This is a genomic window from Pseudomonas sp. JQ36 (assembly GCF_053851495.1).
In genome coordinates, this window is sequence record NZ_CM132642.1 from 4,447,353 (window position 1) to 4,474,350 (window position 26,998).

Here is a 26,998-nt window from a genome sequence, read left to right on the forward strand (position 1 = left end):
CGGGGTCGAACTCCGTCGTCAGTCGCGCGCTAAAAGGCGCGGGGCAAGCTCTTTGAGGGCGCGTCGATACACCTCGCGCTTGAATGTCACCACCTGGCCCAACGGATACCAATAACTGACCCAGCGCCAGCCATCGAACTCCGGTTTACCGGTCAAATCCATCCGCACCCGCTGCTCGTTGGAGATCAGGCGCAGGAGAAACCATTTCTGTTTCTGGCCGATGCACAGCGGTTGGCTGTGGGTACGCACCAGACGTTGCGGCAAACGATAGCGCAACCAGCCCCGGGTACAGGCCAGTATTTCAACATCTTCACGTTCCAGGCCAACTTCTTCGTTCAGCTCGCGGTACAAGGCGTCTTCCGGCGTCTCCTCGGGGTTGATTCCCCCCTGCGGAAACTGCCAGGCATCTTGATTGATACGGCGAGCCCATAGCACCTGGCCGGCGTCATTCGTCAGAATGATCCCGACATTGGGGCGGAAACCATCGGGGTCGATCACGGCAACAACCTCGCAAACGCATGTCGCCGCATTGTTCCACAAAGCTTGATAAGGCGGCAACGAAGGTTCCTACCTTATGTGCACTCTTGTGAAAAGACCGTATTCTTGTCGCCTTTTTACTGACTTTTCAGCGGGTAACTGCAATGCGCCTGGCTCTATTCGATTTGGACAACACCCTTCTGGGCGGCGACAGCGATCACGCTTGGGGCGACTATCTGTGCGAACGCGGTTTCCTCGACCCGGTGGCGTACAAGGCGCGCAACGACGAGTTCTACCAGGATTACCTGGCCGGCAAGCTGGATAACGCCGCGTACCTGAACTTCTGCCTGGAAATCCTCGGCCGCACCGAAATGGCCGTGCTTGAGCAGTGGCACAATGATTACATGCGCGACTGCATCGAGCCGATCGTGCTGCCCAAGGCGCTGGAGCTGCTGAAAAAACACCGCGACGCCGGCGACAAACTGGTGATCATCACCGCCACCAACCGCTTCGTCACCGCACCGATTGCGGTGCGCCTGGGCGTTGAAACCCTGATCGCCACCGAATGCGAGATGGTCGATGGCCGCTACACCGGACGCAGCACCGACATTCCGTGCTTCCGCGAAGGCAAGGTGACGCGCCTGAATCGCTGGCTCGAAGAAACCGGGTATTCGCTGGATGACAGCTATTTCTATAGCGATTCGATGAATGACCTGCCGCTGCTGGAGCAGGTGGCGAACCCGGTGGCAGTGGATCCGGATCCGAATCTGCGCGCTGAGGCCGAGAAGCGTGGATGGCCAGTTATCTCGTTGCGCGACTGAGGACGCCTTCGCGAGCAAGCCCGCTCCCACAGGGGATGGTGTTCACAACACAAATCCAATGTGGGAGGGGGCTTGCTCCCGAATGGGCTCGACGCGTTCTCAAGCCTTAAACAGGCTTGGCGCCCATCAACCCGGCAATCGCGATAAAGCAGACAAAGCTGAACAACGCCAAGGCAAAAGTGAACCTGCCAACGCCACCCGGCGCCTTGCGCAACCGATTCAACCGCACCAGCAACCAGAACCACGCCAGCGCGGCGACGGTGTACAGCACGCTGGAAGCAAGCAGCCAGGTCTGCCCCAGCGGCCAGCCGACCAGATGCACCATGCCCCAGCCGGTAAACGGCATGCTCAGCAACGCCAGGCTCATCAACAGCCAGATGAACACCCGTGGCCGTTGCAGGGTGCGGCTGCCAGCCGTTGCATCACCTTTGCGACGCGCCAGAAAAACCCAGATCCCCAGCCCCAGCGCACTGGCCAGCAACACCACGGTCGCGACCATGTGCGCAGTTTTCAGGGCAGTTAACGTTTCCATTGTTCGATTTCCTCAGGGCCTGCCCATCAGCGTAGCCGTTCAGCCAAGAAACAGCTGATAGGCCGGGTTTTCGCTTTCATCCCAGTACGGGTAGCCGATTTCTTCAAGCGCCGCCGGCACCAGATGACGCTCGTCATGCGGTACTTGCAGGCCTGCGACGACACGACCATCCGCCGCACCATGGTTGCGGTAGTGGAACATCGAGATGTTCCAGCGCCCGCCGAGCTTGTTGAGAAAGTTGAACAGCGCGCCCGGACGTTCCGGGAATTCGAAGCGGAACACCACTTCGTCGATCACGTGCGCCGCGTGGCCGCCGACCATGTGGCGGATGTGCAACTTGGCCAGTTCGTTGTCGGTCAGGTCGAGTACCGGGAAGCCCTGCTCGGTCAGGCTCGCCAGTAATGCACTGCGCGGGTCGTTTTCCGGGTGAGTCTGCACGCCGACGAAGATGTGCGCTTCGCTGCCGGTGTTGTAGCGGTAGTTGAATTCGGTGATCTGCCGCTTGCCGATCGCTTCGCAGAAGGCCTTGAAGCTGCCGGCCTTTTCGGGGATGGTCACGGCGATGATCGCTTCGCGGCCCTCGCCCAGCTCGGCGCGCTCAGCGACGTGGCGCAGACGGTCAAAGTTGACGTTGGCCCCGGAGTCGATGGCGACGAAGGTCTGGCCACTGACGCCGCGCAACTCGACGTACTTCTTGATCCCGGCCACGCCCAAGGCGCCGGCAGGTTCGGTGATCGAGCGGGTATCGTCGTAGATATCCTTGATCGCCGCGCAAATCTCGTCAGTGCTGACGGTGATCACTTCGTCGACGTAATCCTTGCAGATGTCGAAAGTGTGCTGGCCGATCTGCGCCACCGCCACGCCGTCGGCGAAGATGCCCACGGTCGGCAGCACCACGCGCTCGCCGGCGGCCATGGCCGCTTGCAGGCAGTTGGAGTCGTCCGGTTCGACGCCGATGACTTTGATGTCCGGACGCAGGTATTTCACGTACGCCGCAATACCGGCGATCAGACCGCCGCCGCCGACCGGCACGAAGATCGCGTCCAGCGGTTGCGGGTGCTGGCGCAGAATTTCCATCGCCACGGTGCCCTGCCCGGCAATGGTGTGCGGATCGTCGTACGGGTGGATGTAAACGTAGCCCTTTTCATCGACCAGCTTCAGCGAGTAAGCCAGGGCCTCCGGGAACGAATCACCGTGCAGCACCACTTTGCCGCCGCGCGAACGCACGCCCTCGACCTTGATCTCCGGAGTAGTCTTGGGCATCACGATGGTCGCTTTCACGCCCAGCACTTTCGCCGCCAGCGCCAGACCCTGCGCATGGTTGCCCGCCGACGCGGTGACCACGCCACGGGCGCGCTCTTCGTCGGTCAGTTGGGTCAACTTGTTGTACGCGCCGCGAATCTTGAACGAGAACACCGGCTGCAAGTCTTCGCGCTTGAGCCAGATGTCATTGCCCAGCCGCTCGGAGAGCTGGCGAGCGTTCTGCAGCGGGGTTTCTACGGCAACGTCATAAACGCGCGAGGTGAGGATCTTTTTGACGTACTGTTCGAGCATCGGAAAGCATCACTGGCGATTGGGCGGGACCGACGAGTCTAACCCGGCTTTCAGCCGCACGACCACACTGAACAGGTGGCTTTAGGGTGTGAATAGCCATTGTGGCGAGGGAGCTTGCTCCCGCTCGGCTGCGCAGCAGTCGTAAATCAGAACATTCGATTTGTCTGAAAAAATGCAAAGGACCGCTTCGCGCTCCAGCGGGAGCAAGCTCCCTCGCCACAGGGTGTTTCCCCCTGCACCACCCCGAGGCCTATAATGCCGGCCTTTCCGTTCTCCCCTTGCCCGCTTCCGGAGCCCGCATGACCCAGGATCAACTCAAACAGGCAGTGGCTCAGGCCGCCGTCGACTTCATCCTTCCGAAACTCGACGACAAGAGCATCGTCGGGGTCGGCACCGGCTCCACCGCCAACTGCTTCATCGATGCGCTGGCCCAGCACAAGGGCGCGTTCGATGGCGCGGTCGCCAGTTCCGAAGCCACTGCCGCGCGCCTCAAGGGCCACGGGATTCCGGTGTATGAGCTGAACACCGTCAGCGACCTGGAGTTCTACGTCGACGGCGCCGATGAGAGCGACGCGCACCTGAACCTGATCAAGGGCGGCGGCGCGGCCCTGACCCGCGAGAAGATCGTCGCGGCGGTGGCCAAGACCTTCATTTGCATCGCCGACGCCAGCAAACTGGTGCCGGTGCTGGGTGAATTCCCGCTGCCGGTCGAAGTGATCCCGATGGCCCGCAGCCACGTCGCCCGCCAATTGGTAAAACTGGGCGGCGACCCGGTCTACCGCGAGGGGGTGCTGACCGACAACGGCAACATCATCCTCGACGTGTACAACCTGCAGATTACCAATCCGGTGGAGCTGGAAGCGCAGATCAATGCGATCGTCGGCGTGGTCACCAACGGCCTGTTCGCGGCGCGCCCGGCGGATCTGCTGTTGTTGGGTACCAGCGAAGGTGTGAAGACCCTGAAGGCTGAGTAAACCGAGACTGCCCACACTCTTGCAGGCAAATGCATTCCCCCCTGTGGGAGCGGGCTTGCTCGCGAATGCGGTGTGTCAGATACATTAATTTGTCTGATACACCGCATTCGCGAGCAAGCCCGCTCCCACATTTGGTTTTTTGGGGTGTCAGTCAGTTTGGCGCAGGCTTTTTGAAGACGTAAAACAGGTTCGGCTCACTCACAAGATACAGCGTCCCGTCGTCGTCCATCGCGATCCCTTCAGCCTGCGGCACGCTTTTCTGTAGGCCTTGGCGCCCCTTGTTCAGCGACAAGGTGCTCAGCGGCCGCCCGTCCACGTCCAGCTCCAGAATCAGCCCCGACTCGTCGGACAGCGCCAGCAAATGGCCGCTGCGCTCGTCGTATTGCAGGCTCGACAGATCGCGCACGAACATCCCCGCATCGCGTTTGGGGTTGTTGATCACGTGTACCGCGTAGGACTTTTCCGGATTGAAGTGCGGAAAACCGTGCACCTCATAAATCAGCATCGGGTCACGCTCCTTGGCGACGAACAGGCGCTTGCCCACCGAGTCGTACGCCAGGCCTTCGAAGCCCTTGTTGCCGCTCATGTGCACACCAAGGGTCATCTGTTCGGCGTCCGCCGCATCGAGGAACGTGGTGTCCTGCTCCAAATGGACTTTGATCAGGCGTTGCTGGCGCTCGTCGGTGATCACGTAGGTGTCGGCGCTGATGAACTCCACCGCTTCAGGATCGCCGAAGCCGATCAGCGCGATGCGCCGCAGGATTTTGCCTTCGAGCGACAACTCGACCAGTTCGGCATTCTTGTTGGTCACGGTGAACAGACTGTTGCGCACCGGATCATAGGTCAGCGCTGAAACATCGTCGTTCAGCCCGTCGATGACCCTGGCTTCGACTTCGACCCGGTATTGATCCAGGCCAATGGCCTCGCTGCTCAACGGCTGCCACAGAGTGTGCAGGTTGAACCAGGCACGCTCGAACAGGCGCAGGTATTGGCCGATCGCGATCAACACGATCAGGGCAATCACCGACAAGATGACAATCAGCGGTTTGGGGCGGGCAAGTCGACGCATTCAGGCAGGCTCGGGATCAAAACAGGCCGATGAAATATCACGCCTGTCTGAACTGAAGCTTAATGGCCACTTGCCTGCGACCACAAGTCGACCGCTATCGGCTTACTTCTGCTTTTCGAAACGGTAGAACAGGTTCGGCTCGCTGACCATGTACAGCGTACCGGCGTCGTCCATGGTCACGCCTTCGGCGCGGGGAATGGTGTCCTTCAAACCGTTGAAGCCGCCAAGCAGGGTCATGAAGCTGACCTGCTCACCCTTCTCGTCCAGCTCCAGCAGCAGGTGCGAGTCGGCGGACAGCACCAGGGTGTGGCCGGTGCGCGGGTCGATGGCCAGCGCCGAAAGGTTGCGGATATCCAGCTCATCACTGGCAAGCTTTTGCTTATCGCCCTTGAGAATCTGACTGCCATCGCTTTTCCAGGTGAACAGCGCCGGCGGCCGCTCCTCGCCCAGCAGCAGCTGCTGATTGTGCGGATCCCAGGTGATTGCCTCGAATGCCTTGTTCTGGTTTTCCGACGGGCCGAGGTCATATTTCGGGAAGTCGGCGATATTCAGTTCGCGGGTATTGGCATCGACCCTGACGATGCTCAGCAGGTGCTCGCGCTCATCGACAATCGCCATCAGACCGTTTTCCATCACGCTCAGGCCCTCCGGATTGCTCCAGCCCACCAGCGGCATCTTGCGCAGCACATCACCCTGCAGGCTCAGTTCGACCAGAAACGGATTCTTGCCCATCACCGAAAACAGGGTTTTGGTCTGCGGGTTGTAGGACAGGTCCGAGGCCTCGTCCTTCTCCATGCCCGGCAGCAGCTTGCCGTCGATCACCGCCCGATAGTCCGGCAGCCAGATGCTTGCCTTCTGCTCGGTCTGACTCTCGAGACGCTCGCGCATCCACAGCAGACCACGGTCGTCCCAATGCATGGCAAACGCCAGACCGTAAGCGGCGGCGATCACCAGCAACAGCCAGACATACCAGCGCAGGGCGAAACGTGAGCGGCGTGGAGGATTGAGCTGAGTGTGAGCTGACATCAGGGACGCGTTCCGAAAATTCAGGCTAAGGGTAATAGCACAAAGAGGCCGGCTCAGACGCCAGAATGAGAGGAATTATCCGTACAGAATGTGAAAAAAACGGCAAATGGCGGGATTGTCGTGTGCGTTTGCGAGCCGCAACACATAACCAGTGTGGGAGTGAGCCCTGTTGTGAGGGGATTTATTGTGGCGAGGGAGCTTGCTCCCGCTGGGGCGCGAAGCGACCCTGCTTTTCGCTTCAAAAAGCGAGGGCCTGCTGCGCAGTCCAGCGGGAGCAAGCTCCCTCGCCACAGCTTATGCGTATCCCTAAAGGGAGGATGCGTTCGGTCAGCGCACGCTGCTGGTGAAGCTGCTCGCGCCAACCAGTTCCAGCACGATGTCGTCGCCGACATTCAGCGGGCCGACGCCCACTGGTGTGCCGGTAAGGATCACGTCGCCGGCCTGCAGCGAGAAGCAGCCGGCCATGTGCTGGATCATCGGCACGATCGGGTTGAGCATCGCGCTGCTGTTGCCATCCTGACGCACCTCACCGTTGATGGTCAGGCGGATGCCGATGTCGGTCAGGTCGGCGAAGGTGCTGCCGACCACGAACGGGGCAATCACCGCCGCGCCGTCGAACGACTTGGCGATTTCCCACGGCAGGCCCTTGGACTTGAGCTCGGCCTGCTTGTCGCGCAGGGTCAAATCCAGCGCCGGAGCGAAACCGGAGATCGCGTCCAGCACTTCTTCACGGCTCGGCTTGGTCGACAGCGGCTTGCCGATCAACACGGCGATTTCCGCTTCGTAGTGCACCGAACCGCGCTCGGTCGGAATACTGAACCCGCCTTCCAGCGGCACCACGCAACTGCCCGGCTTGATGAACAGCAACGGCTCGGTAGGCACCGGGTTGTCCAGTTCCTTGGCGTGTTCGGCGTAATTACGGCCAATGCACACCACTTTCCCGATCGGGAAGTGAATGCGCGTGCCGTCGACGTACTGGTGCTGATAGCTCATTTACCGACTCCTGCCTTCATTGATTCATCAGGGATTGCCAATCAAACCGCGAAGATCTTGCCCGGGTTCATGATGCCGTTCGGGTCGAACACCGCTTTGACCGCTTTCATGTATTCGATTTCGACCGGAGAACGGCTGTAGGTCAAGTAGTCGCGCTTGGTCATGCCCACGCCGTGCTCGGCGGAAATCGAACCGTTGTACTTCTCGACGGTTTCGAACACCCACTTGTTGACGGTCGCGCACTTGGCGAAGAACTCGTCCTTGCTCAGGTTATCCGGCTTGAGAATGTTCAGGTGCAGGTTGCCGTCGCCGATGTGGCCGAACCAGACGATTTCAAAATCCGGGTAGTGTTCACCGACGATGGCGTCGATTTCCTGCAAGAACGCTGGCACTTTTGACACGGTGACCGAGATGTCGTTCTTGTACGGTGTCCAGTGCGAGATGGTCTCGGAGATGTACTCGCGCAGCTTCCACAGATTCTGCAGCTGGGTTTCGCTCTGGCTCATCACGCCGTCCAGCACCCAGCCCTGCTCGACGCAGTGTTCGAAGGTTTCCAGCGCCGTGTTGGCCACTTCTTCGCTGGTCGCCTCGAATTCCAGCAGCGCGTAGAACGGGCACTCGGTGTCGAACGGCGCCGGCACATCGCCACGGCCCAGTACTTTGGCCAGGGCCTTGTCGGAGAAGAATTCGAACGCGGTCAGATCGAGTTTGCCCTGGAAGGCGTGCAGCACCGGCATGATCGAGTCGAAGTCGGCGGTGCCGAGCACCATCGCGGTGAGGTTTTTCGGCGCGCGATCCAGACGCATGGTCGCCTCGACCACGAAACCGAGGGTACCTTCGGCGCCGATGAACAACTGGCGCAGGTCGTAACCGGTGGCGTTCTTGATCAGGTCTTTGTTCAGTTCGAGCACATCGCCCTTGCCGGTGACGACCTTCATGCCGGCGACCCAGTTACGGGTCATGCCGTAGCGAATCACCTTGATCCCGCCAGCATTGGTGCCGATATTGCCGCCAATCTGGCTGGAACCGGCCGACGCGAAGTCCACCGGGTAGTACAGGCCGTTTTCTTCGGCGACGTTCTGCAACTGCTCGGTGACCACGCCCGGCTGACACACGGCGGTGCGGTCAGTGAGGTTCACGTCGAGAATCTGGTTCATGTAGTCGAACGACACCACCACTTCGCCATTCGCGGCCACGGCGGCGGCGGACAGCCCGGTGCGCCCGCCCGACGGCACCAGCGCCACTTTGTGGGTGTTGGCCCAACGGACAATGGCCTGCACCTGTTCGATGGTCTTGGGGAACACAATGGCGCACGGCGCGGGCGCGAAGTGCTTGGTCCAATCCTTGCCGTACGCATTCAGGGAGTCGGCGTCGGTCAGGACCTTGCCAGGCTCGACCAGGGTCTTCAGTTCATCAATCAGGGCAGGATTGGTCATCGACAGAACTCTCGAACAATTCATGGTCATCCTGAAGACGCTTCACGTCGCAGGAATGAGTGTTTAGCGGGGTGGCTATGCTAGCATACCGACCCCGCAGGCCAGTGCCCAAGGCCAGTTCTGCGGTGACGGCTTTCTTGTCGTCCAGGTCAATGTCTGTTGACCATTTCCTGCCATTTTTCTCCGGGATACAGGTTTACGCAGATGAGCAAGACTTCTCTCGATAAGAGCAAGATCAAGTTCCTTCTTCTCGAAGGCGTCCACCAATCGGCTGTCGACGTCCTCAAGGCGGCGGGCTACACCAGCATCGAATACCTGACAGGCTCCTTGCCGGAAGCCCAGCTCAAGGAAAAGATCGCTGACGCTCACTTCATCGGCATTCGTTCGCGCACCCAGCTGACCGAAGAAATCTTCGATCACGCAAAGAAGCTGGTCGCGGTCGGCTGTTTCTGCATCGGCACCAACCAGGTTGACCTGAGTGCTGCCCGCGAGCGCGGTATCGCCGTGTTCAACGCGCCGTACTCCAACACCCGTTCCGTCGCCGAACTGGTGCTGGCCGAAGCGATCCTGCTGCTGCGCGGCATCCCTGAGAAAAACGCTTCCTGCCACCGTGGCGGCTGGATCAAGTCCGCAGCCAACTCCTTCGAGATCCGTGGCAAGAAACTCGGCATCGTCGGCTACGGCTCGATCGGTACGCAGCTGTCGGTTCTGGCTGAAGGTCTGGGCATGCAGGTGTTCTTCTACGACACCGTGACCAAGCTGCCGCTGGGCAACGCCACTCAGGTCGGCAACCTGCACGAGCTGCTGGGCATGTCCGACATCGTCACCCTGCACGTTCCGGAAACCGCGGCGACCCAGTGGATGATCGGCGAGAAGGAAATCCGCGCCATCAAGAAGGGCGGCATCCTGATCAACGCCGCGCGCGGCACCGTGGTCGAGCTGGACGCCCTGGCGGACGCGATCAAGGACAAGCACCTGATCGGCGCGGCCATCGACGTATTCCCGGTGGAACCACGCTCCAACGACGAAGAGTTCGAGAGCCCGCTGCGCGGTCTGGACAACGTGATCCTGACCCCGCACATCGGTGGCTCGACTGCCGAAGCGCAAGCCAACATCGGTCTGGAAGTGGCGGAGAAACTGGTCAAGTACAGCGACAACGGTACTTCGGTGTCGTCGGTGAACTTCCCGGAAGTGGCCCTGCCGGCTCACCCTGGCAAGCACCGCTTGCTGCACATCCACGAGAACATCCCGGGTGTGATGAGCGAGATCAACAAGGTCTTCGCCGAAAACGGTATCAACATCTCCGGTCAGTTCCTGCAGACCAACGAGAAAGTCGGTTACGTGGTGATCGATGTCGACGCCGAGTACTCGGAGCTGGCGCAAGAGAAGCTGCAACACGTCAACGGCACCATCCGTAGCCGCGTGCTGTTCTGATCAAGCGTTGAGCAACAAAAAAGGGAGCCTTCGGGCTCCCTTTTTCATGCAACGCCGGAAATTTATTTGACGTTGACGGTGATTTTCTTCGAGACAATCGGCGGATCGAACGCCATGTGGCCGCTGTCACCCAGCTCCAGTTGCAAGGTGTGCTTGCCCGGGGCCAGTTTGATCGTGGCCTCGGTCTGCGCTTTGCCGAAGTGCATATGGTTGGCATCGGTCGGCACGACGGAACCGGCCGGAACGATTTCCTTGGCATCGATCAGCAGGTGGTGGTGACCGGTGTTTTTGGTGACGTCACCGGCCGGCGCCAGCGCGATGTCCTTGACTCCGAACTTGACCTTGAACTCCTGAGACACCGTGGCCCCATCCTCGGGAGAAACGATGAACACTTCGGCGCCCTTGGGTGCCGGAGTGGCCGCACTGGCCAGCACCGAAACGCCCATCAGCAAACCCGCCAAAGCTGCACGTGACATGAATGTTTTCATTCTCTTCTCCAGTTTTTCCGTAAAATCCGCGCGGTCATGACAACTTCATGACCATTCGTTGTCGAAGGCACTCGACAACCATAGCAAAGCGAGCCTGACTCAGAGCATCGCAATAATGATTTCAAAGGAGTGACCATGCGCTTTCTGCCTGGCCTGATCTGCCTGCTACCCCTTCTGAGCCCTCTGGCTCACGCCGAACTGATTGATGACGTCAACGACCGTGGCGAGTTGCGCATTGCCCTTGAGGCTAATACGCCGCCCTTCAATTTCAAGGATGGCGACACGCTCACGGGGTTCGAGGTCGAGCTTGGGCAACTGCTGGCCAACGAGCTGGATGTGCGCGCCGACTTCATCGTCACCGACGAAGCCGACCTGCTCCAGGGCGTTGAAAGCGGCAAGTACGACGTTGCGCTCAATCACATAGCACTGACACCCGAACTCAAGGATCGTTTCGACGTCAGCGAGTCTTACGGCAAGGTCGATGCGCAGTTGCTGGCGAAAAAAGATGAGCAACCACGCCCGATGGTGCTGGTACAGGCGCTGACCGAGGAGAAGCCGAAGGCGACCCCGGTGGAGTTGGCGATTCCGTTTCAGAAGGGTAACCCGGCGTTTCAGGCGAGCCTTGCGGGTGCGTTGCAGCGGATCAAGGCGGATGGGCGATTGGCGGCATTGTCGCAAAAGTGGTTCGCCGAACCCAAATGAACACACAAACCCTGTAGGAGTGAGCCTGCTCGCGATAGCGGTCTGTCAGTCATTCACTCATGTGCTGATAGACAGCTATCGCGAGCAGGCTCACTCCTACAGGGGGGCTGCGGTGGGCTTTCAGTCGAGCTGGGTCAGGGCCATTTCGGCTTCAGGCAGCTGCAGTTCGCTGAAAACCTGCACACCATGGCGTTTGAGCAACGCGGCCGTTACGCCTTCGCCGGAGACTTTCACTCCGCTGAACGTCCCGTCATAGGTCAGCAGATTCCCGCAAGATGGACTGTTGGCCTTGAGCACCGCCACACGAATCCCGTGCCTCTGCACCAGTGCCAGCGCCTGCCGCGCACCATCGAGAAACTGCGCACTGACATCCTCGCCGTCAGTGGTGATCACTGCCGCGACGCCATCGAGCACTTCACCACCCTGCCCGCCCGGTATCTCCGCCGCTGCCCGCGGCGTCGGCAAACCGCCAGCCACTTCCGGACACAGCGGCACCACACGCCCTTCAGCGATCCACTGTTCGAGCAGATCGAACGGCCCGCTGGCCCCGCCGTCGTAACGCACGCGGTGGCCCAACAGGCAGCGGCTGACCAGAATCTTCTGCATCTCAGAACGGCTCGTTGCCACGGCGGCGGAACCAGCCGGTCAGCGACAGGCGTTCGCGGTGCGCCGGCAACACTTCATGCGGTACTTCGCCGGAGAGGAACACCACCAGACAGCCGCCGGTGGGTTGCACGTCGTGCACCCGGTCTTCGCCCAGATACATGCGCAACTGACCGCCGTCTTCCGGCAGCCAAGCGTCATTGAGGTAGACCACCGCCGAAACCATGCGCCGGTCATCGTCGCGAAAACGGTCGACGTGCTTGCGGTAGAACGCGCCCGGCGGATACAGGGCGAAGTGGCACTCGAAATCCTCCAGCCCGAGGAACAGCCCGCGATTGAGTGCCTCGCGCAGGCTGTTCATCAGGTTCAGATAACGGTCGCTGGCTTCGGCCTGGCCCGGGTCGATCCACTGGATGTGGTCGCCGCGAATGCCCTCACGAATCTCCGAAAACGGCCCACGGCCCACCGCCGCCGGCGCCAGTTCTCCCTCGGCCTCACGTTTACGGCACTCGGCCGCCAGCTCGCGGGTCAAACCTGCGGGCAGGAAAATGTTCTGCTGCGACCAGCCGTGTTCGGCCAGGTCGTCGACGATACGTAACAGCAGCGGGTGTTCGGAGGATATTTGCATGGCGCGCATAGTATGCCGGCGGCAAGAAATCCGACAGAGCCACGCAGCGGCTTGCTACGAATTCTCGACAAGTACCGGCACCGCACGGAGAATAGTCCGCTGCTGACAGGAGTCCCTATGCGCCGTTTGCTTTTTTCACTGTTGATGTTCTGCGTTTTGCCCGCCTGGGCGGACGGCCACGATCAGTTGTACAAGATCGCCGGCTGGCCAGATCAACGTGCGCATTTCAATGATGCCCTGAGTGCCGCGCAGCAGCGCTACCAGAACAACCTGCCGCCGGCGGTGTTTCAAGCCCTGGTCAACAACAGCAACCAGCGCTTCGCCCCCCAGGCAATGGATCAGCGTGCCGAAGCGCAACTGCGCCAGCACCTGGCTGATCCGCAACCGGCACTGGCCTTCTTTCAGTCGCCGCTGGGCAAGAAAATCGTCGCCGCTGAATTGCTCGCCACCCGTCGCGATCAGTTGGCAAAAAACGCCAAGGGTTTGCCGAAGATGCAGGTCAGCGACAGCCGTCTGCTGATCATCAGCCACCTGGCGCAAGCGCTGCCGGCGCGCGAAGCCGGCGCCGAAGTCAGTCTGGCGATTGCCGGCGTGGCGGCGGACAGTTTGAGTTCGATGATTCCCGGTCTGCTCGGCGGCGGTCAGGCGCAAGGCATGCTGAACGGTCAGCGCCAGCGCCTGATGGAGCAGATCGGCGCCGACTTGAACAACACGCTGCTCTACGTTTATCGCGATTTGTCGGATGACGAACTGGAGCAGTTCGCGACCTTTGCCGAATCCACCGAAGGCAAGGCGTATTACCAGGCGGCGCTGGCAGCGATCCGAGCTGGGTTGGCGGTGGGGCAAAGCTCTTCGAACCTCAGCCAGTAAGCTTTATCGCCTTTCAGACCGCCATCGCGAGCAGGCTCACTCCTACAGGAGACCGCGATCAAATGTAGGAGTGAGCCTGCTCGCGATGAGGCCCTCGGAATCACTGAAGATTCCGCCCTCTGATCCGCTTGTTCAGAAACTCGAAATACTCCTCGCGCATCTCCAGCGTCTCGTTCGCCAGATGATGCCGCGCCTGCGGCAGCAGCAGAATCTGCGGCCGGTCGAACTTCCACTTCAGCACCTGCAAGTTGTGCTGCCAGTCCACGGTCATGTCCGCCTGCCCCTGAATGATCAACGGCCGTCGCGGACTTTTTTTCGCGTGTTCGACGCGGATGATCCAGCGCGACAGCGCACCGACCCACGCGGTCGGCAAGCGTTTGGGCTGTAACGGATCGGCCTGCAGAAACGGCAGGAAATCCGGGTCGTTGGAGTTCTCGCTGAAGCGCCGGGCGATGCCCCGCACGAAAGGTCTGAGCAGGTAATAACTGAGCTGCGACCAGCCCCAGGCGCGCGGACGCACCAGCGGCGCCAGCAGAATCAGCTGACCCTGCGCCGGACTGTTCTCGCCATGATTAAGCACATGATCGACGACAATCGCGCCGCCGGTGCTTTGTCCGCACAGGTGCCAGGGCTGCGGCAGGGCTATCGAACTGGCTTCAGCGAACAACGCCTGCAAGGCGTCCTGATATTCGGAGAAATCACGGATGCTCGCCCGCGCTCCACTCGACAACCCATGGCCTGGCAAGTCGCAGGCGATCACCGCAAAGTCCTGATCCAGTGCCCACTCGATGACATGCCGATACAGCCCGGTGTGGTCGTAAAAACCGTGCAGCAGAAACAGCGTGCCCTTGACCTTCTCCGGCCACCAGCAATGGCTGACCAACTCATAACCGTCCACTTCAAAGCGGCCCATGCCGCGCCAGACATCGCGCTCGGGGAAGTCGGTCTGATAGAACCGCTGATACGCCTTGGCCTCGTCCGACAACGGCTGCCACTGGGCCAAAGGCTTGAGGCTGGCGCGTAAATGATCGGCATCGAAAGTGTCAGGCATGCGGGTATTCCAAAGCGGTAAACAGACTTTATCGGCCTGCGATATTCATCTGTTGCGGCAAGCATGGCAAGCTAGCCCCCCTTCGAGGATCGAAAAACCATGCGCTCGCCCTACCGCACCGCACTGTTTGCCAGCCTGCTCGCGCTTGTGTGTGCCGGGGTGCTGTGGGCGGCGTACGACTGGTTTCAAGGGCGCTATCTGCGCGCGTTCAGTCAGCACACCGCCGTGTTTTCCGGGGATCCGTTGCGTCTGCCGGAAGAGTTGGCCGGCCCCGGAAAAATCCGTCTCGTGCATTTCTGGGACCCGGCCTGCCCGTGCAACGTCGGCAACCAACAGCACCTGACGGAAATGGTCGAACAGTTCGGCCCGCGCGGTGTGGAGTTCTTTGCGGTGCAGCGTGGCGGCAGCCACGGCCAGTTGCCCGCCACCCTGAGCAATCTGAAAACCATTGCGGTATTGCCCGGTTCCGAGCAGGTACCGGCCAGCCCCGCCGTAGCGATCTGGGACCGCAGCGGCAAACTCGCGTACTTCGGGCCGTATAGCGAAGGGCTGACCTGCAACTCCAGCAACAGTTTTATCGAACCGATCCTCAATGCCCTGACCGATGATCGCCCGGTCAGCGCCACGCACACCCTGGCGGTCGGTTGTTATTGCCCGTGGCCGGTGGTGGCGCAGTAAGGCATTCCGGACTTTTCGAGGACAGCGATGCACGGCACGGAAGGTCTGTGCTAATTGTTTGCAGCCCGACGGGCGGCAATCCCGCATGCACAAGGAGTCACCATGAAACGCGTGTTCACCGTTCTTGCCTTGCTCATCGTTGTCCTGCTCGCTGGCGTCGGCGGGTACGTCTACAGCAAGCAACCGACGCGTCAGGGCCAGGTGGAGCTGCGCAATCTGCAAGGTTCGGTGACCGTGCGTTACGACGAACGCGGGGTGCCGCATATTCGTGCCGAAAACGAAACCGACCTGTATCGCGCCCTCGGCTACGTGCATGCCCAAGACCGACTGTTCCAGATGGAAGCCATGCGCCGCCTCGCCCGTGGCGAACTGGCCGAAGTGCTCGGGCCGAAGCTGCTCGACACCGACAAACTGTTCCGCAGCCTGCGCATCCATGAACGCGCTGCCAGCTATGTCGCCAGTCTCGATAAGCAGTCACCCGCGTGGAAGGCCCTGCAAGCCTATCTGGACGGTATCAACCAATATCAGGACAGCCACGCCGCGCCGGTCGAGTTCGACGTGCTGGGCATCCCCAAGCGGCCGTTCACCGCCGAAGACAGCATCAGCGTCGCCGGTTACATGGCCTACAGCTTTGCCGCCGCGTTTCGCACCGAGCCGCTGCTGACCTACGTGCGCGATCAACTCGGCGCCGATTACCTCAACGTCTTCGACCTCGACTGGCAGCCCAAGGGCGTGCTCGCCAAAGATCGCGCTCATCCGACGCCGGCCCTCGCTGCCGGCGACTGGCAAGACCTCAACGCCCTCGCCCGCCTCAGCGAGCAGGCGCTGATTGAAAACGGCCTGCCGCAATTCGAAGGCAGCAACGCCTGGGTGATTGCCGGCAGCCGCAGCCAGAGCGGCAAACCGCTGCTGGCCGGTGACCCGCACATTCGCTTCTCGGTGCCGTCGGTGTGGTACGAGGCGCAACTGTCGGCACCGGGCTTTGAGCTCTACGGCCATCATCAGGCGCTGGTGCCGTTCGCATTCCTGGGGCACAACCTCGATTTCGGCTGGAGCCTGACCATGTTCCAGAACGACGATCTGGATCTGATCGCCGAGAAGGTCAACCCGGATAATCCGAATCAAGTCTGGTATCGCGGCCAGTGGACCGATCTGGTGAGCACCGAGCAGCAGATCGCGGTAAAGGGCCAGGCACCGGTGACGCTGACCTTGCGCCAGTCGCCCCACGGCCCGATCGTCAACGACGCCCTCGGCACTGCTGCCGGCAAGACCCCGATCGCCATGTGGTGGGCGTTCCTCGAAACGCCGAACCCGATTCTCGAAGGTTTCTACCAGCTCAACCGTGCCGACACCCTGGCCAAGGCCCGTGCGGCAGCGGCCAAAGTGCAGGCGCCGGGGCTGAACATTATCTACGCCAACGCCAAGGGCGACATCGCCTGGTGGGCCTCGGCGCTGCTGCCGAAACGCCCGGCCGGGGTGAAGCCCGAGTTCATCCTCGACGGCAGCAGCAATCAGGCGGACAAGGACGGCTACTACCCGTTCAGCGCCAACCCGCAGGAAGAAAACCCGGCGCGCGGCTACATCGTCTCGGCCAACTTTCAGCCGCTGTCGCCGACCGGGATGGAGATTCCCGGTTACTACAACCTCGCCGATCGCGGCCAGCAGCTCAACCGCCAGCTCAGCGACAAGAGCGTGAAATGGAGCAACGAAGCCAACCAGAAACTGCAACTGGGCAGCACTACCGCCTACGGCCCGCGCACCCTCGCGCCATTGCTGCCGGTGTTGCGTGAAGTGGTGAGTGATCCGGCGCAACTGAAATTGGTCGAGCAACTGGCGCAGTGGCCGGGCGACTATCCGCTGGATTCGGTCAGCGCCACGCTGTTCAACCAGTTCCTCTACGACCTCGCCGATGCGGCGATGCGCGATGAGCTGGGCAACGACTTCTTCGAAACGCTGCTCTCGACCCGGGTGATCGACGCCGCCCTGCCGCGCCTGGCGGCGAATGCCGATTCGCCGTGGTGGGACAACCGCGACACGCCGAACAAGGAGACTCGCGCCGACGTTGTCAAAGCGGCGTGGCAGGCGAGCATGACGCACCTGAAACAGACCCTCGGCGACAATCCGTCGGACTGGCAATGGGGCACGGCGCACACCCTGACCCACGGTCATCCGTTGGGTCAGCAGAAGCCGCTGGACCGGATCGTCAATGTCGGGCCGTTCGCTGCGCCGGGCAGTCATGAAGTGCCGAACAATCTCTCGGCCAAGCTCGGCCCGGCGCCATGGCCGGTGACCTATGGGCCTTCGACGCGGCGTCTGGTGGACTTCTCCGACCCGGCGCACAGTTTGACCATCAACCCGGTCGGCCAGAGCGGCGTGCCGTTCGACAGCCACTATGACGATCAGGCCGAAGAGTACGTTGAGGGGATGTACGTGCAGGCGCACTTCAGCGAGGAAGAGGTGACGGCCAATACGCGCAGTACCTTGAAGCTGTTGCCGGCGCGGGCTGCGCAATAGTTCTCGGTTAGCCGGACGGGCCCTATCGCGAGCAGGCTCACTCCTACAGGGGAACGCATTCCAATTGTAGGAGTGAGCCTGCTCGCGATGGGGCCCGCCAACTCAACACATCTCTCAGAGCATCAACGCAAAATTCAGCCGAAACTGCTGCGGCGTCACCCCCAACCGCCGATTGAACACACTGCGCATGTGCTGCGCATCGCGAAACCCGCACTGATACGCCACGGTCTTCAGCGGTGCCGTGGTGCTTTCCAGCAGCACCCGCGCCGCATCCACTCGCGCACTTTCGACGAACTCCGCCGGAGTGACCCGAGCCTCGCGGGCGAACACCCGGGAAAAGTTGCGCGCGCTCATGTTCGCCGCATTCGCCAGATCGGCAATCGTCAGATCGCCGGTGAGATTGGCCAGCACATACAACTGCACCATCGCCACTGCCGACGTCGGCTCCGCATGCGGCGTAAGGAACGGGCTGAACTGCGATTGCCCGCCCGCGCGCTGGGTGAACACCACCAGCCGCTTGGCCACGCTCAGCGCTACTTCTGCGCCATGGTCGCGGGCCAGCAGGTACAGCGACAGATCGATCCCCGCCGTGACCCCGGCTGAGGTGTAGAGCGCACCGTCTTCGACGTACAGGCGATCGGCCTCGACTTGGGTCGATGGACACAACTGTGCCAAGGCTTCGGCATCGTTCCAGTGGGTGGTCACGGTGCGCCCTTCCAGCAACCCCGCCCGCGCCAGCATGAACGCGCCGTTGCAGATCGAGCCGAAGCGCCGGGCACGGGCGCAGGCCTCACGCAGCCAGGTGTCGAAGCTCTTGCCGAAATCCAGGAACGGCAACTGCGGCCCGCCAGCGACCAGCAACAAATCACAAGCGTCCAGCGCTTCGCTGAAGTGCCGGTGAGCGCTGATGCTCAGGCCATTGGAACAAGCCATCGGCCCGCGTTCGAGGCCGATCACCTCCAGTTGATAGTGATCCTCAGGCGACAAAAAACGATTGGCCTCGGCGAACACATCCATCGGCCCGCTGACATCCAGTGCCTGCACGCCGGGGAACACCACGATGGCGATGGTTTTGTTCATAAGCCTCCAATGTCCTCAATGCAGTGGCAAACACAAATCCCTGTGGGAGCGAGCTTGCTCGCGAAAGCGGTGTGTCATTCAACAGGCAAGTTGAATGTGAGCGCCCTTTCGCGAGCAAGCCCGCTCCCACATGGGCCGTGCCTGCCTTGCTGATTGAGCCAACCCTAGCCAATCCAGATTCAACAAGCGAGGTTGGCACGATTCGCAGGTCGATTGGCAAGGATCGCAGCCATGCGTTGATTGTCCGTTTAGTGCCTCGGGGAACAGACTTTGTCCATCGGCGCCACGACGGCGTTTCAATGAGGAAACCTCCCATGAGCACCACCATTGCCGGCATCAAAATTCCTGACAGTGCGTTGGCCCGGGCCACCACCGAGTACATTCGCGACATCGAATCCGACCTGCTCTACCATCACTCGCGCCGGGTGTTTCTGTTCGGTGCGTTGAGCGGCGAACGCCAACAACTGACCTACAACCCGGAGCTGCTGTATGTCGGCGCGATGTTCCACGACCTCGGTCTGGTCGAAGGTTATCGCAGTGCCGACGAGCGTTTCGAAGTGGATGGCGCCAACGCGGCTGCGGCGTTTCTCAAGCCGTACGGGCTGAGCGATGACGACATCGAACAGGTCTGGCTGTCGATTGCCCTGCACACCACACCGGGGGTGCCTAAGCATCTGCGTCCGACCGTGGCGCTGGTGACGGCGGGTGTCGAGATGGACGTGTTGGGCATGGATTACGCGGCGTTCAGCAACACCCAGCGCGAGGCGGTAGTGCATGCGCATCCACGCGGGGAAGGTTTCAAGGAATGCATCATCTGCGCGTTTGCCGACGGCTTGCGCCATCGTCCGCAGACCACGTTTGGCAACGTGAAGACCGATGTGCTGGTGGATCAGGAGCCCGGGTTCAAACCGATGAACTTTGTTGAGGTCATCCGTAAATCTCCCTGGACTGCCTAATACCCAATGTGGGAGCGGGCTTGCTCGCGAATGCGTTCGATCAGACAACATTTCAGTCGACTGACACGTCCTCTTCGCGAGCAAGCCCGCTCCCACAGTTGGATTTGGGTTGGCCTTGATAAAGGGGCCAACCCGACTTTGCTTTAAGCCGCTTCCGGCGCCGGCGCGCGGCGCACGTCCGGTTGCTTCCACGAATCGGCGGCGCCTTCTTCGATGGCTTGCTGGATGGCTTTCTTGCGCGCTTCTTCGGCACGGCGGCTGAAGAACCACACCAGGAATGTCACCAGCGATACCGCCAGCAGGATCAGACTGGCCACGGCGTTGATCTCCGGCTTCACGCCCAGACGCACCGCCGAGAACACTTCCATCGGCAGGGTGGTCGAACCCGGGCCGGAAACGAAGCTCGCCAGCACCAGGTCATCCAGCGACAGGGCGAACGACATCATGCCGCCTGCGGCCAGCGACGGCGCGATCATCGGGATGGTGATCAGGAAGAACACCTTCCACGGCCGTGCGCCGAGATCCATGGCGGCCTCTTCGATCGACAAGTCCAGCTCACGCAGACGCGCCGACACCACCACCGCCACGTACGCCGCACAGAACGTCGTGTGGGCGATCCAGATGGTGACGATGCCACGCTCCTGCGGCCAGCCGATCATCTGCGCCATCGCCACGAACAGCAGCAACAGCGACAGACCGGTGATCACTTCCGGCATCACCAACGGCGCGGTGACCAGGCCACCGAACAGCGTGCGGCCCTTGAAGTGGGTGATGCGGGTCAGCACGAAGGCCGCCAGCGTACCCAGCGCTACCGCGGCAACCGCGGTGTAGCAGGCGATTTCCAGCGAGCGCAGCACCGAGCCCATCAGTTGCGTATTGTCGAGCAAGCCGACGTACCACTTGATCGACCAGCCGCCCCACACCGTCACCAGTTTCGAGGCGTTGAACGAGTAGATCACCAGGATCAGCATCGGCGCGTAGATGAACAACAGACCCAGTACCAGCATCAGGCTGGAGAAACGGAAGTTCTTCATTCTTTGCCCTCCATTTCCTTGGCCTGACTGCGGTTGAACAGGATGATCGGCACAATCAGGATCGCCAGCATCACCACCGCCAGCGCAGACGCCACCGGCCAGTCACGGTTGTTGAAGAACTCTTGCCAGAGCACTTTACCGATCATCAGGGTTTCCGGGCCGCCAAGCAGTTCCGGGATCACGAACTCACCGACCACCGGGATGAACACCAGCATGCAGCCGGCAATGATCCCGTTCTTGGACAGTGGAATAGTGATTTTCCAGAAGCTGTTGAAGGTGCTCGAACCGAGGTCGGAAGCCGCTTCCAGCAGGCTCTGATCGTGTTTCACCAGGTTGGCGTACAGCGGCAGGATCATGAACGGCAGATACGAATAGACCACGCCGATGTAAACCGCGAGGTTGGTGTTGAGAATCTGCAGCGGCTCGTCGATCAGGCCCATGCTCATCAGGAAGCCGTTGAGCAGGCCGTTGTTGCTGAGGATGCCCATCCACGCGTAAACGCGGATCAGGATCGCGGTCCAGGTCGGCATCATGATCAGCAGCACCAGCACCGTCTGCAGCTCTTTGCGCGCGCTGGCGATGGCGTAGGCCATCGGGTAACCGATCAGCAGGCACAGCAGCGTGCTGAAGAACGCCATCTTCAGCGAGCCGAGGTAGGCGGCGATGTACAACTCGTCATCGCCGAGCATCGCGTAGTTACCGAGGTTCAGCAGCAATTGCAGCTTCTGTTCGGCGTAGGTGTAAATCTCGGTGTACGGCGGGATGGCCACATCGGCTTCAGCGAAGCTGATCTTCAGGACGATGAAGAACGGCAGCATGAAGAACAGGAACAGCCAGATGAACGGAACCCCGATGACCAGTTGCCGGCCATTGGGAATTATTCGGTTGAGCCGTCGTTTGAACTTGCGCATGTTCATGAGCGAAGTACCACGCCGCTGTCGTCTTCCCACCACACGTAAACCTGATCGCCCCAGGTCGGACGAGCGCCACGGCGTTCGGCGTTGGCAACAAAGGACTGCACCAGCTTGCCACTCGGCAATTCGACGTAGAACACCGAGTGACCGCCGAGGTAGGCGATGTCATGCACCTTGCCGCTCGACCAGTTGTATTCGCAGGTCGGTTGATCGGCGGTGACCAGCAGCTTCTCCGGACGAATCGCGTAGGTCACGGATTTGTCCTGCACCGAAGTGCTGATGCCGTGGCCGACGTAGATCTGCCGGTCGAGGTCTTTGCAGGTGATGGTCGCGTGGCCTTCGGCGTCGTCGATCACTTCACCTTCGAAGATGTTCACGTTGCCAATGAATTCGCAGACCAGACGGCTGGTCGGGGTTTCGTAGATGTCGATCGGACTGCCGATCTGCGCGATCCAGCCCAGGTGCATGATCGCGATGCGTTCGGCCATGGTCATGGCCTCTTCCTGGTCGTGGGTCACCATCACGCAGGTCACGCCGACGCGCTCGATAATCTCTACCAGTTCCAGCTGCATCTGCGAACGCAGTTTCTTGTCCAGTGCGCCCATCGGTTCGTCGAGCAGCAGCAGTTTCGGCCGCTTGGCCAGCGAGCGCGCCAGGGCCACACGCTGACGCTGACCGCCGGACAGTTGATGCGGCTTGCGCTTGGCGTACTGGCTCATCTGCACCAGTTTGAGCATTTCGGCCACACGGGCGTCGATCTCGGCGTTCGGGATCTTGTCCTGCTTGAGGCCGAAGGCGATGTTCTGCGCCACGGTCATGTGCGGGAACAAGGCGTACGACTGGAACATCATGTTGATCGGGCGCTCGTACGGCGGCATGTCGGTGATGTCGACGCCGTCGAGGAAAATGCGCCCCTCCGTGGGCCGTTCGAACCCTGCCAGCATCCGCAGCAGAGTGGATTTGCCCGATCCCGAACCGCCGAGCAGGGCGAAGATCTCGCCTTTCTTGATTTCCAGGGACACATCGTCCACGGCAATCGTCTCGTCGAACTTCTTCGTGACCCGGTCGATTTTGACCAACACCTGCTTAGGTGTCTGGTCGCCCTCGAGGGCTTTCTTATAGGCGCCGGAGGCAACTGCCATTTACGAAACTCCCAGAAAATAAAGAGTGCAGTTCGCCCGATGCGGACGAACCCAGGATACTTTGTGCCTTACTTGCCCGACTTGACCTTGGTCCAGCTACGGGTCATCAAACGCTGAATATTGGGTGGCAACTCGACCGACACGTAAGTCTTGTCGAGGACTGCTTGCGGTGGATAAACCGCTTCATCGGTGCGGATGGACTGTTCCATCAGCTTGTCCGACCCGGGGTTAGGGTTGGCGTAACCGACGTAATCACTGACCTGAGCGATCACCTCAGGTTTCAGCAAATAGTTGATGAAAGCGTGCGCCTCCTTGACGTTGGACGAGTCCTTCGGAATCGCCAGCATGTCGAACCACAGCGCGCCGCCCTCTTTCGGAATCGAGTAGGCGATGTTCACGCCCTTCTTGGCTTCTTCGGCACGGTTCTTCGCCTGGAAGATGTCGCCGGAGAAACCGATGGCCACGCAGATGTCGCCGTTGGCCAGATCACCGATGTATTTCGAGGAGTGGAAGTAGGTTACGTAGGGGCGCACGGCGAGCAATTTGTCGGTGGCTTTGGCGTAGTCCTTCGGATTGGTGCTGTTGGCGTTCAGGCCCATGTAGTTGAGCACGGTCGGCATCATTTCATCCGCCGAGTCGAGGAACGCGACACCACAGCTGTGCAGCTTCTTGATGTTCTCCGGTTCGAACAGCACGCTCCAGGAGTCGATCTTGTCGACACCGAGCGCGGCCTTGACCTTGTCGACGTTGTAGCCGATGCCGTTGGTGCCCCACAGGTACGGCACGGCGTACTGGTTGCCCGGGTCGTTCTGTTCCAGGCGCTTGAGCAGCACCGGATCGAGATTCGCATAGTTCGGCAGCTGCGACCGGTCGAGCTTCTGGAACGCGCCCGCCTTGATCTGCTTGCCGAGGAAGTGGTTCGACGGCACGACCACGTCGTAACCGGTACGCCCGGCCAGCAGCTTGCCTTCCAGGGTTTCGTTGGAGTCGAACACGTCGTACACCGGTTTGATCCCGGTGGCTTTCTCGAAGTCGGCCAGGGTGGTCTCGCCGATGTAATCCGACCAGTTATAAATATGCACCGTACCGGCGGCCTGGGCTCCGACAGCGATCGTCAGGCCGGCAGTGGCCAGCAGGGCTTTGCGCAAAGAAGAAAAAATAGGCAAGTGCAGGTCCTCTAAATTAGTTGGGCCCAAGTTGCCCCGCGTTACATGACAGCCGTGGCTGCCCGGCAATCAAACCGGCGCGCAACTTACCCTCGAAAAACCGTTCCAGCAAAACTTTCTGTCATTTAATTATCCCGCTGGCCGCCCTCGCGGGGACGACGGCCAGCGGTTGCTGCGTCAAACCGGCTTATTTACCGGATTTGATCTTGGTCCAGCTGCGGGTGATCAGGCGCAGGGTGGCGGCATCCAGATCGCTGATCGCGTAGAGCTGTTTCTTCACTTCAGCCGACGGATAGATGCTCGGATCGCTGGTGATGTCTTTGTCCACCAGCGGCGTGGCAGCCTTGTTGCCGTTCGGGAAGCGTACGGCGTTGGTGATCCCGGCCATCACTTCTGGCTCAAGCAGGTAGTTCATGAACTTGTAGGCGGCTTCGACGTTTTCGGCATCCTTGGGAATGGCGACCATGTCGTAGAACGTGCCAGCACCTTCTTTTGGAATGGTGTAGGCCAGCTTGACCTTGTCACCGGCTTCCTGGGCGCGGGTCTTGGATTGTTCCAGGTCACCCGAGTAACCGACGGCGACGCAGATGTTGCCGTTGGCCAGGTCCGAGATGTACTTGGAGGAATGGAAGTAGGCAACCGAAGGACGAATCTTCAGGAACAGGTCTTCGGCAGCCTTCAGGTCAGCCTTGTCCTTGCTGTTGGTCGGCTTGCCCAGATAGTGCAGCGCCGCCGGAATCATTTCGGTCGGGGCGTCGAGGAAGCTTACGCCACAGCTTTTCAGCTTCTCGATGTTCTCGGGCTTGAACACGATGTCCCAGGAATCGATCTTGTCGATGCCCAGCGCAGCCTTGACCTTCGCCGGGTTGTAGCCGATCCCGATGGAGCCCCACATGTACGGGAACGCGTGCTTGTTGCCCTGGTCGCTGGCATCGCCAACGGCCTTGAGCAGGTCTTCGTCGAGGTTCTTCCAGTTCGGCAGCTTGGACTTGTCCAGCTCCTGGTAAACACCGGCCTTGATCTGCTTGGCGAGAAAGTTGTTGGAAGGCACCACGATGTCGTAACCGGATTTACCGGCCAGCAGCTTGGCTTCCAGGGTTTCGTTGCTGTCGAATACGTCGTAGACGACTTTGATCCCGGTGGCCTTCTCGAAGTTGGCGACCGTGTCCGGCGCGATGTAGTCCGACCAGTTGTAGACGTGCAGTACCTTGTCGTCCGCGTGAACCGCGCCCGCCATCATGCCCGCTACGGACAGCGCGAGAAGAGTCTTGCCAGCGAGCTTTTTACCTAATGCCTTCATGCGTCATGCTCCAAATTTTTCTTTTTTGAACCACTTTGTTCAGCGGCCGAACCCGGACAACTGGAACCGCGGCTAGTCTGGCAAGATCGGAGGCGGTCTTTCAAGAAAAGGCCAACCTTTCTGACACCTTCGAGCGCGAGCGCCGCAGCTCCCCCGCTCGAAGCCTAGCACTTAGGCCTGCAACGCACTGAGGGTGAGGTCCAGACACTTGCGCGCCTTGGTCACCAGCTCATCGATTTCTGCCTTGCTGATCACCAGCGGCGGCGCAATGATCATGGTGTCGCCCACGGCGCGCATGATCAGGCCGTTATCGAAGCAGAACTGCCGGCAGATCATGCCCACGCCCCGGCCTTCGTAACGCTTGCGAGTGGCCTTGTCCTGCACCAGTTCGATCGCCCCCAGCAAACCGACCCCGCGTACTTCGCCCACCAACGGGTGATCGTTGAGTTCGCGCAGACGTTTCTGCAAATACGGTGCCGTTTCGTTGTGCGCGTTCTCGATAATTTTTTCGTCGCGCAGGATCCGGATATTTTCCAGACCCACCGCTGCCGCCACCGGGTGCCCGGAGTAGGTGAATCCGTGGTTGAAGTCGCCGCCTTCGTTGAGCACCTTCACCACTTCGTCGCGAACGATCAGGCCACCCATCGGGATGTAGCCGGAGGTCAGGCCTTTGGCGATGGTCATCATGTCCGGTTTCAGGTCATAGAAATCCGAACCGAACCATTGGCCGGTACGGCCGAAACCGCAGATCACTTCGTCCGCCACGAACAGGATGTCGTACTTGGCGAGGATTTCCTTGATGCGCGGCCAGTAGGTGTCTGGCGGAATGATCACGCCGCCGGCGCCCTGGATCGGCTCGGCGATGAACGCACCGACGTTGTCGACGCCGACTTCGAGAATCTTCTCTTCCAACTGATTGGCCGCCCAGATGCCGAACTCTTCCGGCGACATGTCGCCACCCTCGGCAAACCAGTACGGCTGCGCGATATGGACGATGCCCGGGATCGGCAAGTCGCCCTGTTCGTGCATATACGTCATGCCACCCAGGCTCGCGCCGGCCACGGTCGAACCGTGATAGCCGTTCTTGCGGCTGATGATGACTTTCTTGTTCGGCTGGCCCTTGATCGCCCAGTAATGGCGAACCATGCGCAGCATGGTGTCGTTGCCTTCGGAGCCGGAACCGGTGAAGAACACGTGATTCATGCCCTCAGGCGCGACGTCGGCGATGGCCTTGGCCAGTTCCAGTGCCGGCGGGTGCGCGGTCTGGAAGAACAGGTTGTAGTAAGGCAGTTCGCGCATCTGCTTCGCGGCCGCGTCGGCCAGTTCATCGCGGCCATAACCGATCGCCACGCACCACAGACCCGCCATGCCATCGAGGATCTTGTTGCCCTCGCTGTCCCACAGGTACACGCCCTTGGCGTTGGTGATGATCCGTGGCCCCTTCTCTTTCAGCTGCTTGAAGTCGCTGAACGGGGCCAGGTGGTGATCGCTGCTCAGGGCTTGCCACTCACGGGTTTGCGGGTTGTTGCTGGTCATGCCAATTCTCCTTGTTATCG

The 26,998-nt window shown here is 60.7% G+C and carries 26 protein-coding genes; 8 read left to right on the forward strand and 18 right to left on the reverse strand.

The features are described from left to right. Positions 1-18 precede the first annotated feature (18 nt). On the reverse strand, positions 19-498 hold the full coding sequence (locus ACS4NR_RS20080; RefSeq protein ID WP_003229203.1) for an RNA pyrophosphohydrolase: 480 nt from the start codon (positions 496-498) through the stop codon (positions 19-21). Between the two features lie 143 nt (positions 499-641). On the opposite strand from ACS4NR_RS20080, the gene ACS4NR_RS20085 reads away from it, so the two are divergent. Beyond that, positions 642-1,298: a histidinol-phosphatase gene (locus ACS4NR_RS20085; protein ID WP_456018168.1), complete on the forward strand. Its 657-nt coding sequence runs from the start codon at positions 642-644 to the stop codon at positions 1,296-1,298. A gap of 106 nt (positions 1,299-1,404) precedes the next feature. On the opposite strand, the gene ACS4NR_RS20090 is transcribed toward ACS4NR_RS20085, so the two are convergent. Both ACS4NR_RS20090 and ilvA read right to left on the reverse strand, forming a co-directional pair. Then, positions 1,405-1,830, reverse strand: coding sequence for a DUF2269 domain-containing protein (locus ACS4NR_RS20090; protein WP_456018169.1), 426 nt, complete (start codon positions 1,828-1,830; stop codon positions 1,405-1,407). Positions 1,831-1,869: 39 nt separating this feature from the next. Continuing rightward, positions 1,870-3,384: a threonine ammonia-lyase, biosynthetic gene (ilvA, locus tag ACS4NR_RS20095; RefSeq protein WP_041072159.1), complete on the reverse strand. Its 1,515-nt coding sequence runs from the start codon at positions 3,382-3,384 to the stop codon at positions 1,870-1,872. A 299-nt stretch (positions 3,385-3,683) separates the two neighbouring features. Between ilvA and rpiA the strand changes: the two genes are divergently transcribed. Further along, a complete protein-coding gene (rpiA, locus tag ACS4NR_RS20100; protein WP_095137581.1) occupies positions 3,684-4,358 on the forward strand; it encodes a ribose-5-phosphate isomerase RpiA in 675 nt (224 codons plus the stop codon). A gap of 151 nt (positions 4,359-4,509) precedes the next feature. Here the strand turns inward: rpiA and ACS4NR_RS20105 are convergent, their stop codons facing one another. The 4 genes from ACS4NR_RS20105 to ACS4NR_RS20120 all read right to left on the reverse strand — a co-directional run bounded on the left by ACS4NR_RS20105 (position 4,510) and on the right by ACS4NR_RS20120 (position 8,882). Then, the gene (locus tag ACS4NR_RS20105) at positions 4,510-5,427 is read right to left on the reverse strand and encodes an SdiA-regulated domain-containing protein (RefSeq protein ID WP_166495287.1); all 918 of its coding nucleotides are present in this window, start codon (positions 5,425-5,427) and stop codon (positions 4,510-4,512) included. A gap of 102 nt (positions 5,428-5,529) precedes the next feature. Further along, positions 5,530-6,453, reverse strand: coding sequence for an SdiA-regulated domain-containing protein (locus tag ACS4NR_RS20110; RefSeq protein WP_095137583.1), 924 nt, complete (start codon positions 6,451-6,453; stop codon positions 5,530-5,532). A gap of 327 nt (positions 6,454-6,780) precedes the next feature. Beyond that, positions 6,781-7,446 carry a fumarylacetoacetate hydrolase family protein gene (locus ACS4NR_RS20115; RefSeq protein WP_047596640.1) on the reverse strand — a complete coding sequence of 222 codons (666 nt, stop codon included), beginning with the start codon at positions 7,444-7,446 and terminating at the stop codon, positions 6,781-6,783. Between the two features lie 41 nt (positions 7,447-7,487). Beyond that, positions 7,488-8,882, reverse strand: coding sequence for an FAD-binding oxidoreductase (locus ACS4NR_RS20120; protein ID WP_456018170.1), 1,395 nt, complete (start codon positions 8,880-8,882; stop codon positions 7,488-7,490). 204 nt (positions 8,883-9,086) lie between these two features. Here ACS4NR_RS20120 and serA point away from each other — a divergent pair, with 204 nt between their 5' ends. Then, positions 9,087-10,316 carry a phosphoglycerate dehydrogenase gene (serA, locus tag ACS4NR_RS20125; RefSeq protein ID WP_025112046.1) on the forward strand — a complete coding sequence of 410 codons (1,230 nt, stop codon included), beginning with the start codon at positions 9,087-9,089 and terminating at the stop codon, positions 10,314-10,316. Positions 10,317-10,378: 62 nt separating this feature from the next. Here the strand turns inward: serA and ACS4NR_RS20130 are convergent, their stop codons facing one another. Continuing rightward, a complete protein-coding gene (locus ACS4NR_RS20130) occupies positions 10,379-10,804 on the reverse strand; it encodes a DUF4399 domain-containing protein (RefSeq protein ID WP_204894086.1) in 426 nt (141 codons plus the stop codon). A 135-nt stretch (positions 10,805-10,939) separates the two neighbouring features. Between ACS4NR_RS20130 and ACS4NR_RS20135 the strand changes: the two genes are divergently transcribed. Next, complete coding sequence (locus tag ACS4NR_RS20135; protein ID WP_456018171.1) at positions 10,940-11,506, forward strand: transporter substrate-binding domain-containing protein; 567 nt, start codon at positions 10,940-10,942, stop codon at positions 11,504-11,506. 120 nt (positions 11,507-11,626) lie between these two features. Here ACS4NR_RS20135 and ACS4NR_RS20140 read toward each other — a convergent pair whose 3' ends face one another. Together ACS4NR_RS20140 and ACS4NR_RS20145 are read right to left on the reverse strand one after the other, a co-directional pair. Further along, positions 11,627-12,112 (reverse strand): DUF523 domain-containing protein, encoded by a 486-nt coding sequence (locus ACS4NR_RS20140; protein ID WP_456018172.1) that lies wholly within the window; start codon positions 12,110-12,112, stop codon positions 11,627-11,629. A gap of 1 nt (position 12,113) precedes the next feature. After that, positions 12,114-12,746: a 2OG-Fe(II) oxygenase gene (locus tag ACS4NR_RS20145; protein ID WP_095137589.1), complete on the reverse strand. Its 633-nt coding sequence runs from the start codon at positions 12,744-12,746 to the stop codon at positions 12,114-12,116. Between the two features lie 108 nt (positions 12,747-12,854). Here ACS4NR_RS20145 and ACS4NR_RS20150 point away from each other — a divergent pair, with 108 nt between their 5' ends. After that, positions 12,855-13,607: a DUF2059 domain-containing protein gene (locus tag ACS4NR_RS20150; protein ID WP_456018173.1), complete on the forward strand. Its 753-nt coding sequence runs from the start codon at positions 12,855-12,857 to the stop codon at positions 13,605-13,607. A 100-nt stretch (positions 13,608-13,707) separates the two neighbouring features. Here the strand turns inward: ACS4NR_RS20150 and ACS4NR_RS20155 are convergent, their stop codons facing one another. Further along, entirely contained in the window at positions 13,708-14,658 is a 951-nt protein-coding gene (locus ACS4NR_RS20155; RefSeq protein WP_456018174.1) for an alpha/beta hydrolase, read from the reverse strand. A 99-nt stretch (positions 14,659-14,757) separates the two neighbouring features. Here ACS4NR_RS20155 and ACS4NR_RS20160 point away from each other — a divergent pair, with 99 nt between their 5' ends. Then, complete coding sequence (locus ACS4NR_RS20160) at positions 14,758-15,336, forward strand: DUF6436 domain-containing protein (RefSeq protein WP_166495280.1); 579 nt, start codon at positions 14,758-14,760, stop codon at positions 15,334-15,336. 102 nt (positions 15,337-15,438) lie between these two features. Next, positions 15,439-17,850: a penicillin acylase family protein gene (locus ACS4NR_RS20165; RefSeq protein ID WP_456018175.1), complete on the forward strand. Its 2,412-nt coding sequence runs from the start codon at positions 15,439-15,441 to the stop codon at positions 17,848-17,850. Positions 17,851-17,964: 114 nt separating this feature from the next. Here ACS4NR_RS20165 and ACS4NR_RS20170 read toward each other — a convergent pair whose 3' ends face one another. Continuing rightward, a complete protein-coding gene (locus ACS4NR_RS20170; protein ID WP_456018176.1) occupies positions 17,965-18,930 on the reverse strand; it encodes a GlxA family transcriptional regulator in 966 nt (321 codons plus the stop codon). Positions 18,931-19,244: 314 nt separating this feature from the next. Here ACS4NR_RS20170 and ACS4NR_RS20175 point away from each other — a divergent pair, with 314 nt between their 5' ends. After that, positions 19,245-19,886 (forward strand): HD domain-containing protein, encoded by a 642-nt coding sequence (locus tag ACS4NR_RS20175; RefSeq protein WP_456018177.1) that lies wholly within the window; start codon positions 19,245-19,247, stop codon positions 19,884-19,886. A 143-nt stretch (positions 19,887-20,029) separates the two neighbouring features. Here ACS4NR_RS20175 and ACS4NR_RS20180 read toward each other — a convergent pair whose 3' ends face one another. The 6 genes from ACS4NR_RS20180 to ACS4NR_RS20205 form a co-directional block, all read right to left on the reverse strand. Then, a complete protein-coding gene (locus tag ACS4NR_RS20180) occupies positions 20,030-20,920 on the reverse strand; it encodes an ABC transporter permease subunit (protein WP_095137596.1) in 891 nt (296 codons plus the stop codon). Continuing rightward, positions 20,917-21,798: an ABC transporter permease subunit gene (locus ACS4NR_RS20185; RefSeq protein ID WP_177327455.1), complete on the reverse strand. Its 882-nt coding sequence runs from the start codon at positions 21,796-21,798 to the stop codon at positions 20,917-20,919. Before ACS4NR_RS20185 ends, ACS4NR_RS20180 begins: the two co-directional genes overlap by 4 nt. A 35-nt stretch (positions 21,799-21,833) precedes the next feature. After that, positions 21,834-22,976 (reverse strand): ABC transporter ATP-binding protein, encoded by a 1,143-nt coding sequence (locus ACS4NR_RS20190; RefSeq protein WP_095137597.1) that lies wholly within the window; start codon positions 22,974-22,976, stop codon positions 21,834-21,836. 68 nt (positions 22,977-23,044) lie between these two features. Continuing rightward, positions 23,045-24,142, reverse strand: coding sequence for a polyamine ABC transporter substrate-binding protein (locus ACS4NR_RS20195; protein ID WP_095137598.1), 1,098 nt, complete (start codon positions 24,140-24,142; stop codon positions 23,045-23,047). 187 nt (positions 24,143-24,329) lie between these two features. After that, complete coding sequence (locus ACS4NR_RS20200) at positions 24,330-25,442, reverse strand: polyamine ABC transporter substrate-binding protein (protein ID WP_047596656.1); 1,113 nt, start codon at positions 25,440-25,442, stop codon at positions 24,330-24,332. A gap of 171 nt (positions 25,443-25,613) precedes the next feature. After that, positions 25,614-26,978, reverse strand: a complete 1,365-nt coding sequence (locus ACS4NR_RS20205; protein ID WP_166495276.1) for an aspartate aminotransferase family protein — start codon at positions 26,976-26,978, stop codon at positions 25,614-25,616. Between the last annotated feature and the right edge of the window lie 20 nt (positions 26,979-26,998).

What these genes read in the sequence shown, in the direction of transcription:
- ACS4NR_RS20085 (WP_456018168.1), top strand. Translation starts at nt 642, where the DNA reads ATGCGCCTGGCTCTATTCGATTTGGACAACACCCTTCTGGGCGGCGAC.
- ACS4NR_RS20090 (WP_456018169.1), bottom strand. Translation starts at nt 1,830, where the DNA reads ATGGAAACGTTAACTGCCCTGAAAACTGCGCACATGGTCGCGACCGTG.
- ilvA (WP_041072159.1), bottom strand. Translation starts at nt 3,384, where the DNA reads ATGCTCGAACAGTACGTCAAAAAGATCCTCACCTCGCGCGTTTATGAC.
- rpiA (WP_095137581.1), top strand. Translation starts at nt 3,684, where the DNA reads ATGACCCAGGATCAACTCAAACAGGCAGTGGCTCAGGCCGCCGTCGAC.
- ACS4NR_RS20105 (WP_166495287.1), bottom strand. Translation starts at nt 5,427, where the DNA reads ATGCGTCGACTTGCCCGCCCCAAACCGCTGATTGTCATCTTGTCGGTG.
- ACS4NR_RS20110 (WP_095137583.1), bottom strand. Translation starts at nt 6,453, where the DNA reads ATGTCAGCTCACACTCAGCTCAATCCTCCACGCCGCTCACGTTTCGCC.
- ACS4NR_RS20115 (WP_047596640.1), bottom strand. Translation starts at nt 7,446, where the DNA reads ATGAGCTATCAGCACCAGTACGTCGACGGCACGCGCATTCACTTCCCG.
- ACS4NR_RS20120 (WP_456018170.1), bottom strand. Translation starts at nt 8,882, where the DNA reads ATGACCAATCCTGCCCTGATTGATGAACTGAAGACCCTGGTCGAGCCT.
- serA (WP_025112046.1), top strand. Translation starts at nt 9,087, where the DNA reads ATGAGCAAGACTTCTCTCGATAAGAGCAAGATCAAGTTCCTTCTTCTC.
- ACS4NR_RS20130 (WP_204894086.1), bottom strand. Translation starts at nt 10,804, where the DNA reads ATGAAAACATTCATGTCACGTGCAGCTTTGGCGGGTTTGCTGATGGGC.
- ACS4NR_RS20135 (WP_456018171.1), top strand. Translation starts at nt 10,940, where the DNA reads ATGCGCTTTCTGCCTGGCCTGATCTGCCTGCTACCCCTTCTGAGCCCT.
- ACS4NR_RS20140 (WP_456018172.1), bottom strand. Translation starts at nt 12,112, where the DNA reads ATGCAGAAGATTCTGGTCAGCCGCTGCCTGTTGGGCCACCGCGTGCGT.
- ACS4NR_RS20145 (WP_095137589.1), bottom strand. Translation starts at nt 12,746, where the DNA reads ATGCGCGCCATGCAAATATCCTCCGAACACCCGCTGCTGTTACGTATC.
- ACS4NR_RS20150 (WP_456018173.1), top strand. Translation starts at nt 12,855, where the DNA reads ATGCGCCGTTTGCTTTTTTCACTGTTGATGTTCTGCGTTTTGCCCGCC.
- ACS4NR_RS20155 (WP_456018174.1), bottom strand. Translation starts at nt 14,658, where the DNA reads ATGCCTGACACTTTCGATGCCGATCATTTACGCGCCAGCCTCAAGCCT.
- ACS4NR_RS20160 (WP_166495280.1), top strand. Translation starts at nt 14,758, where the DNA reads ATGCGCTCGCCCTACCGCACCGCACTGTTTGCCAGCCTGCTCGCGCTT.
- ACS4NR_RS20165 (WP_456018175.1), top strand. Translation starts at nt 15,439, where the DNA reads ATGAAACGCGTGTTCACCGTTCTTGCCTTGCTCATCGTTGTCCTGCTC.
- ACS4NR_RS20170 (WP_456018176.1), bottom strand. Translation starts at nt 18,930, where the DNA reads ATGAACAAAACCATCGCCATCGTGGTGTTCCCCGGCGTGCAGGCACTG.
- ACS4NR_RS20175 (WP_456018177.1), top strand. Translation starts at nt 19,245, where the DNA reads ATGAGCACCACCATTGCCGGCATCAAAATTCCTGACAGTGCGTTGGCC.
- ACS4NR_RS20180 (WP_095137596.1), bottom strand. Translation starts at nt 20,920, where the DNA reads ATGAAGAACTTCCGTTTCTCCAGCCTGATGCTGGTACTGGGTCTGTTG.
- ACS4NR_RS20190 (WP_095137597.1), bottom strand. Translation starts at nt 22,976, where the DNA reads ATGGCAGTTGCCTCCGGCGCCTATAAGAAAGCCCTCGAGGGCGACCAG.
- ACS4NR_RS20200 (WP_047596656.1), bottom strand. Translation starts at nt 25,442, where the DNA reads ATGAAGGCATTAGGTAAAAAGCTCGCTGGCAAGACTCTTCTCGCGCTG.
- ACS4NR_RS20205 (WP_166495276.1), bottom strand. Translation starts at nt 26,978, where the DNA reads ATGACCAGCAACAACCCGCAAACCCGTGAGTGGCAAGCCCTGAGCAGC.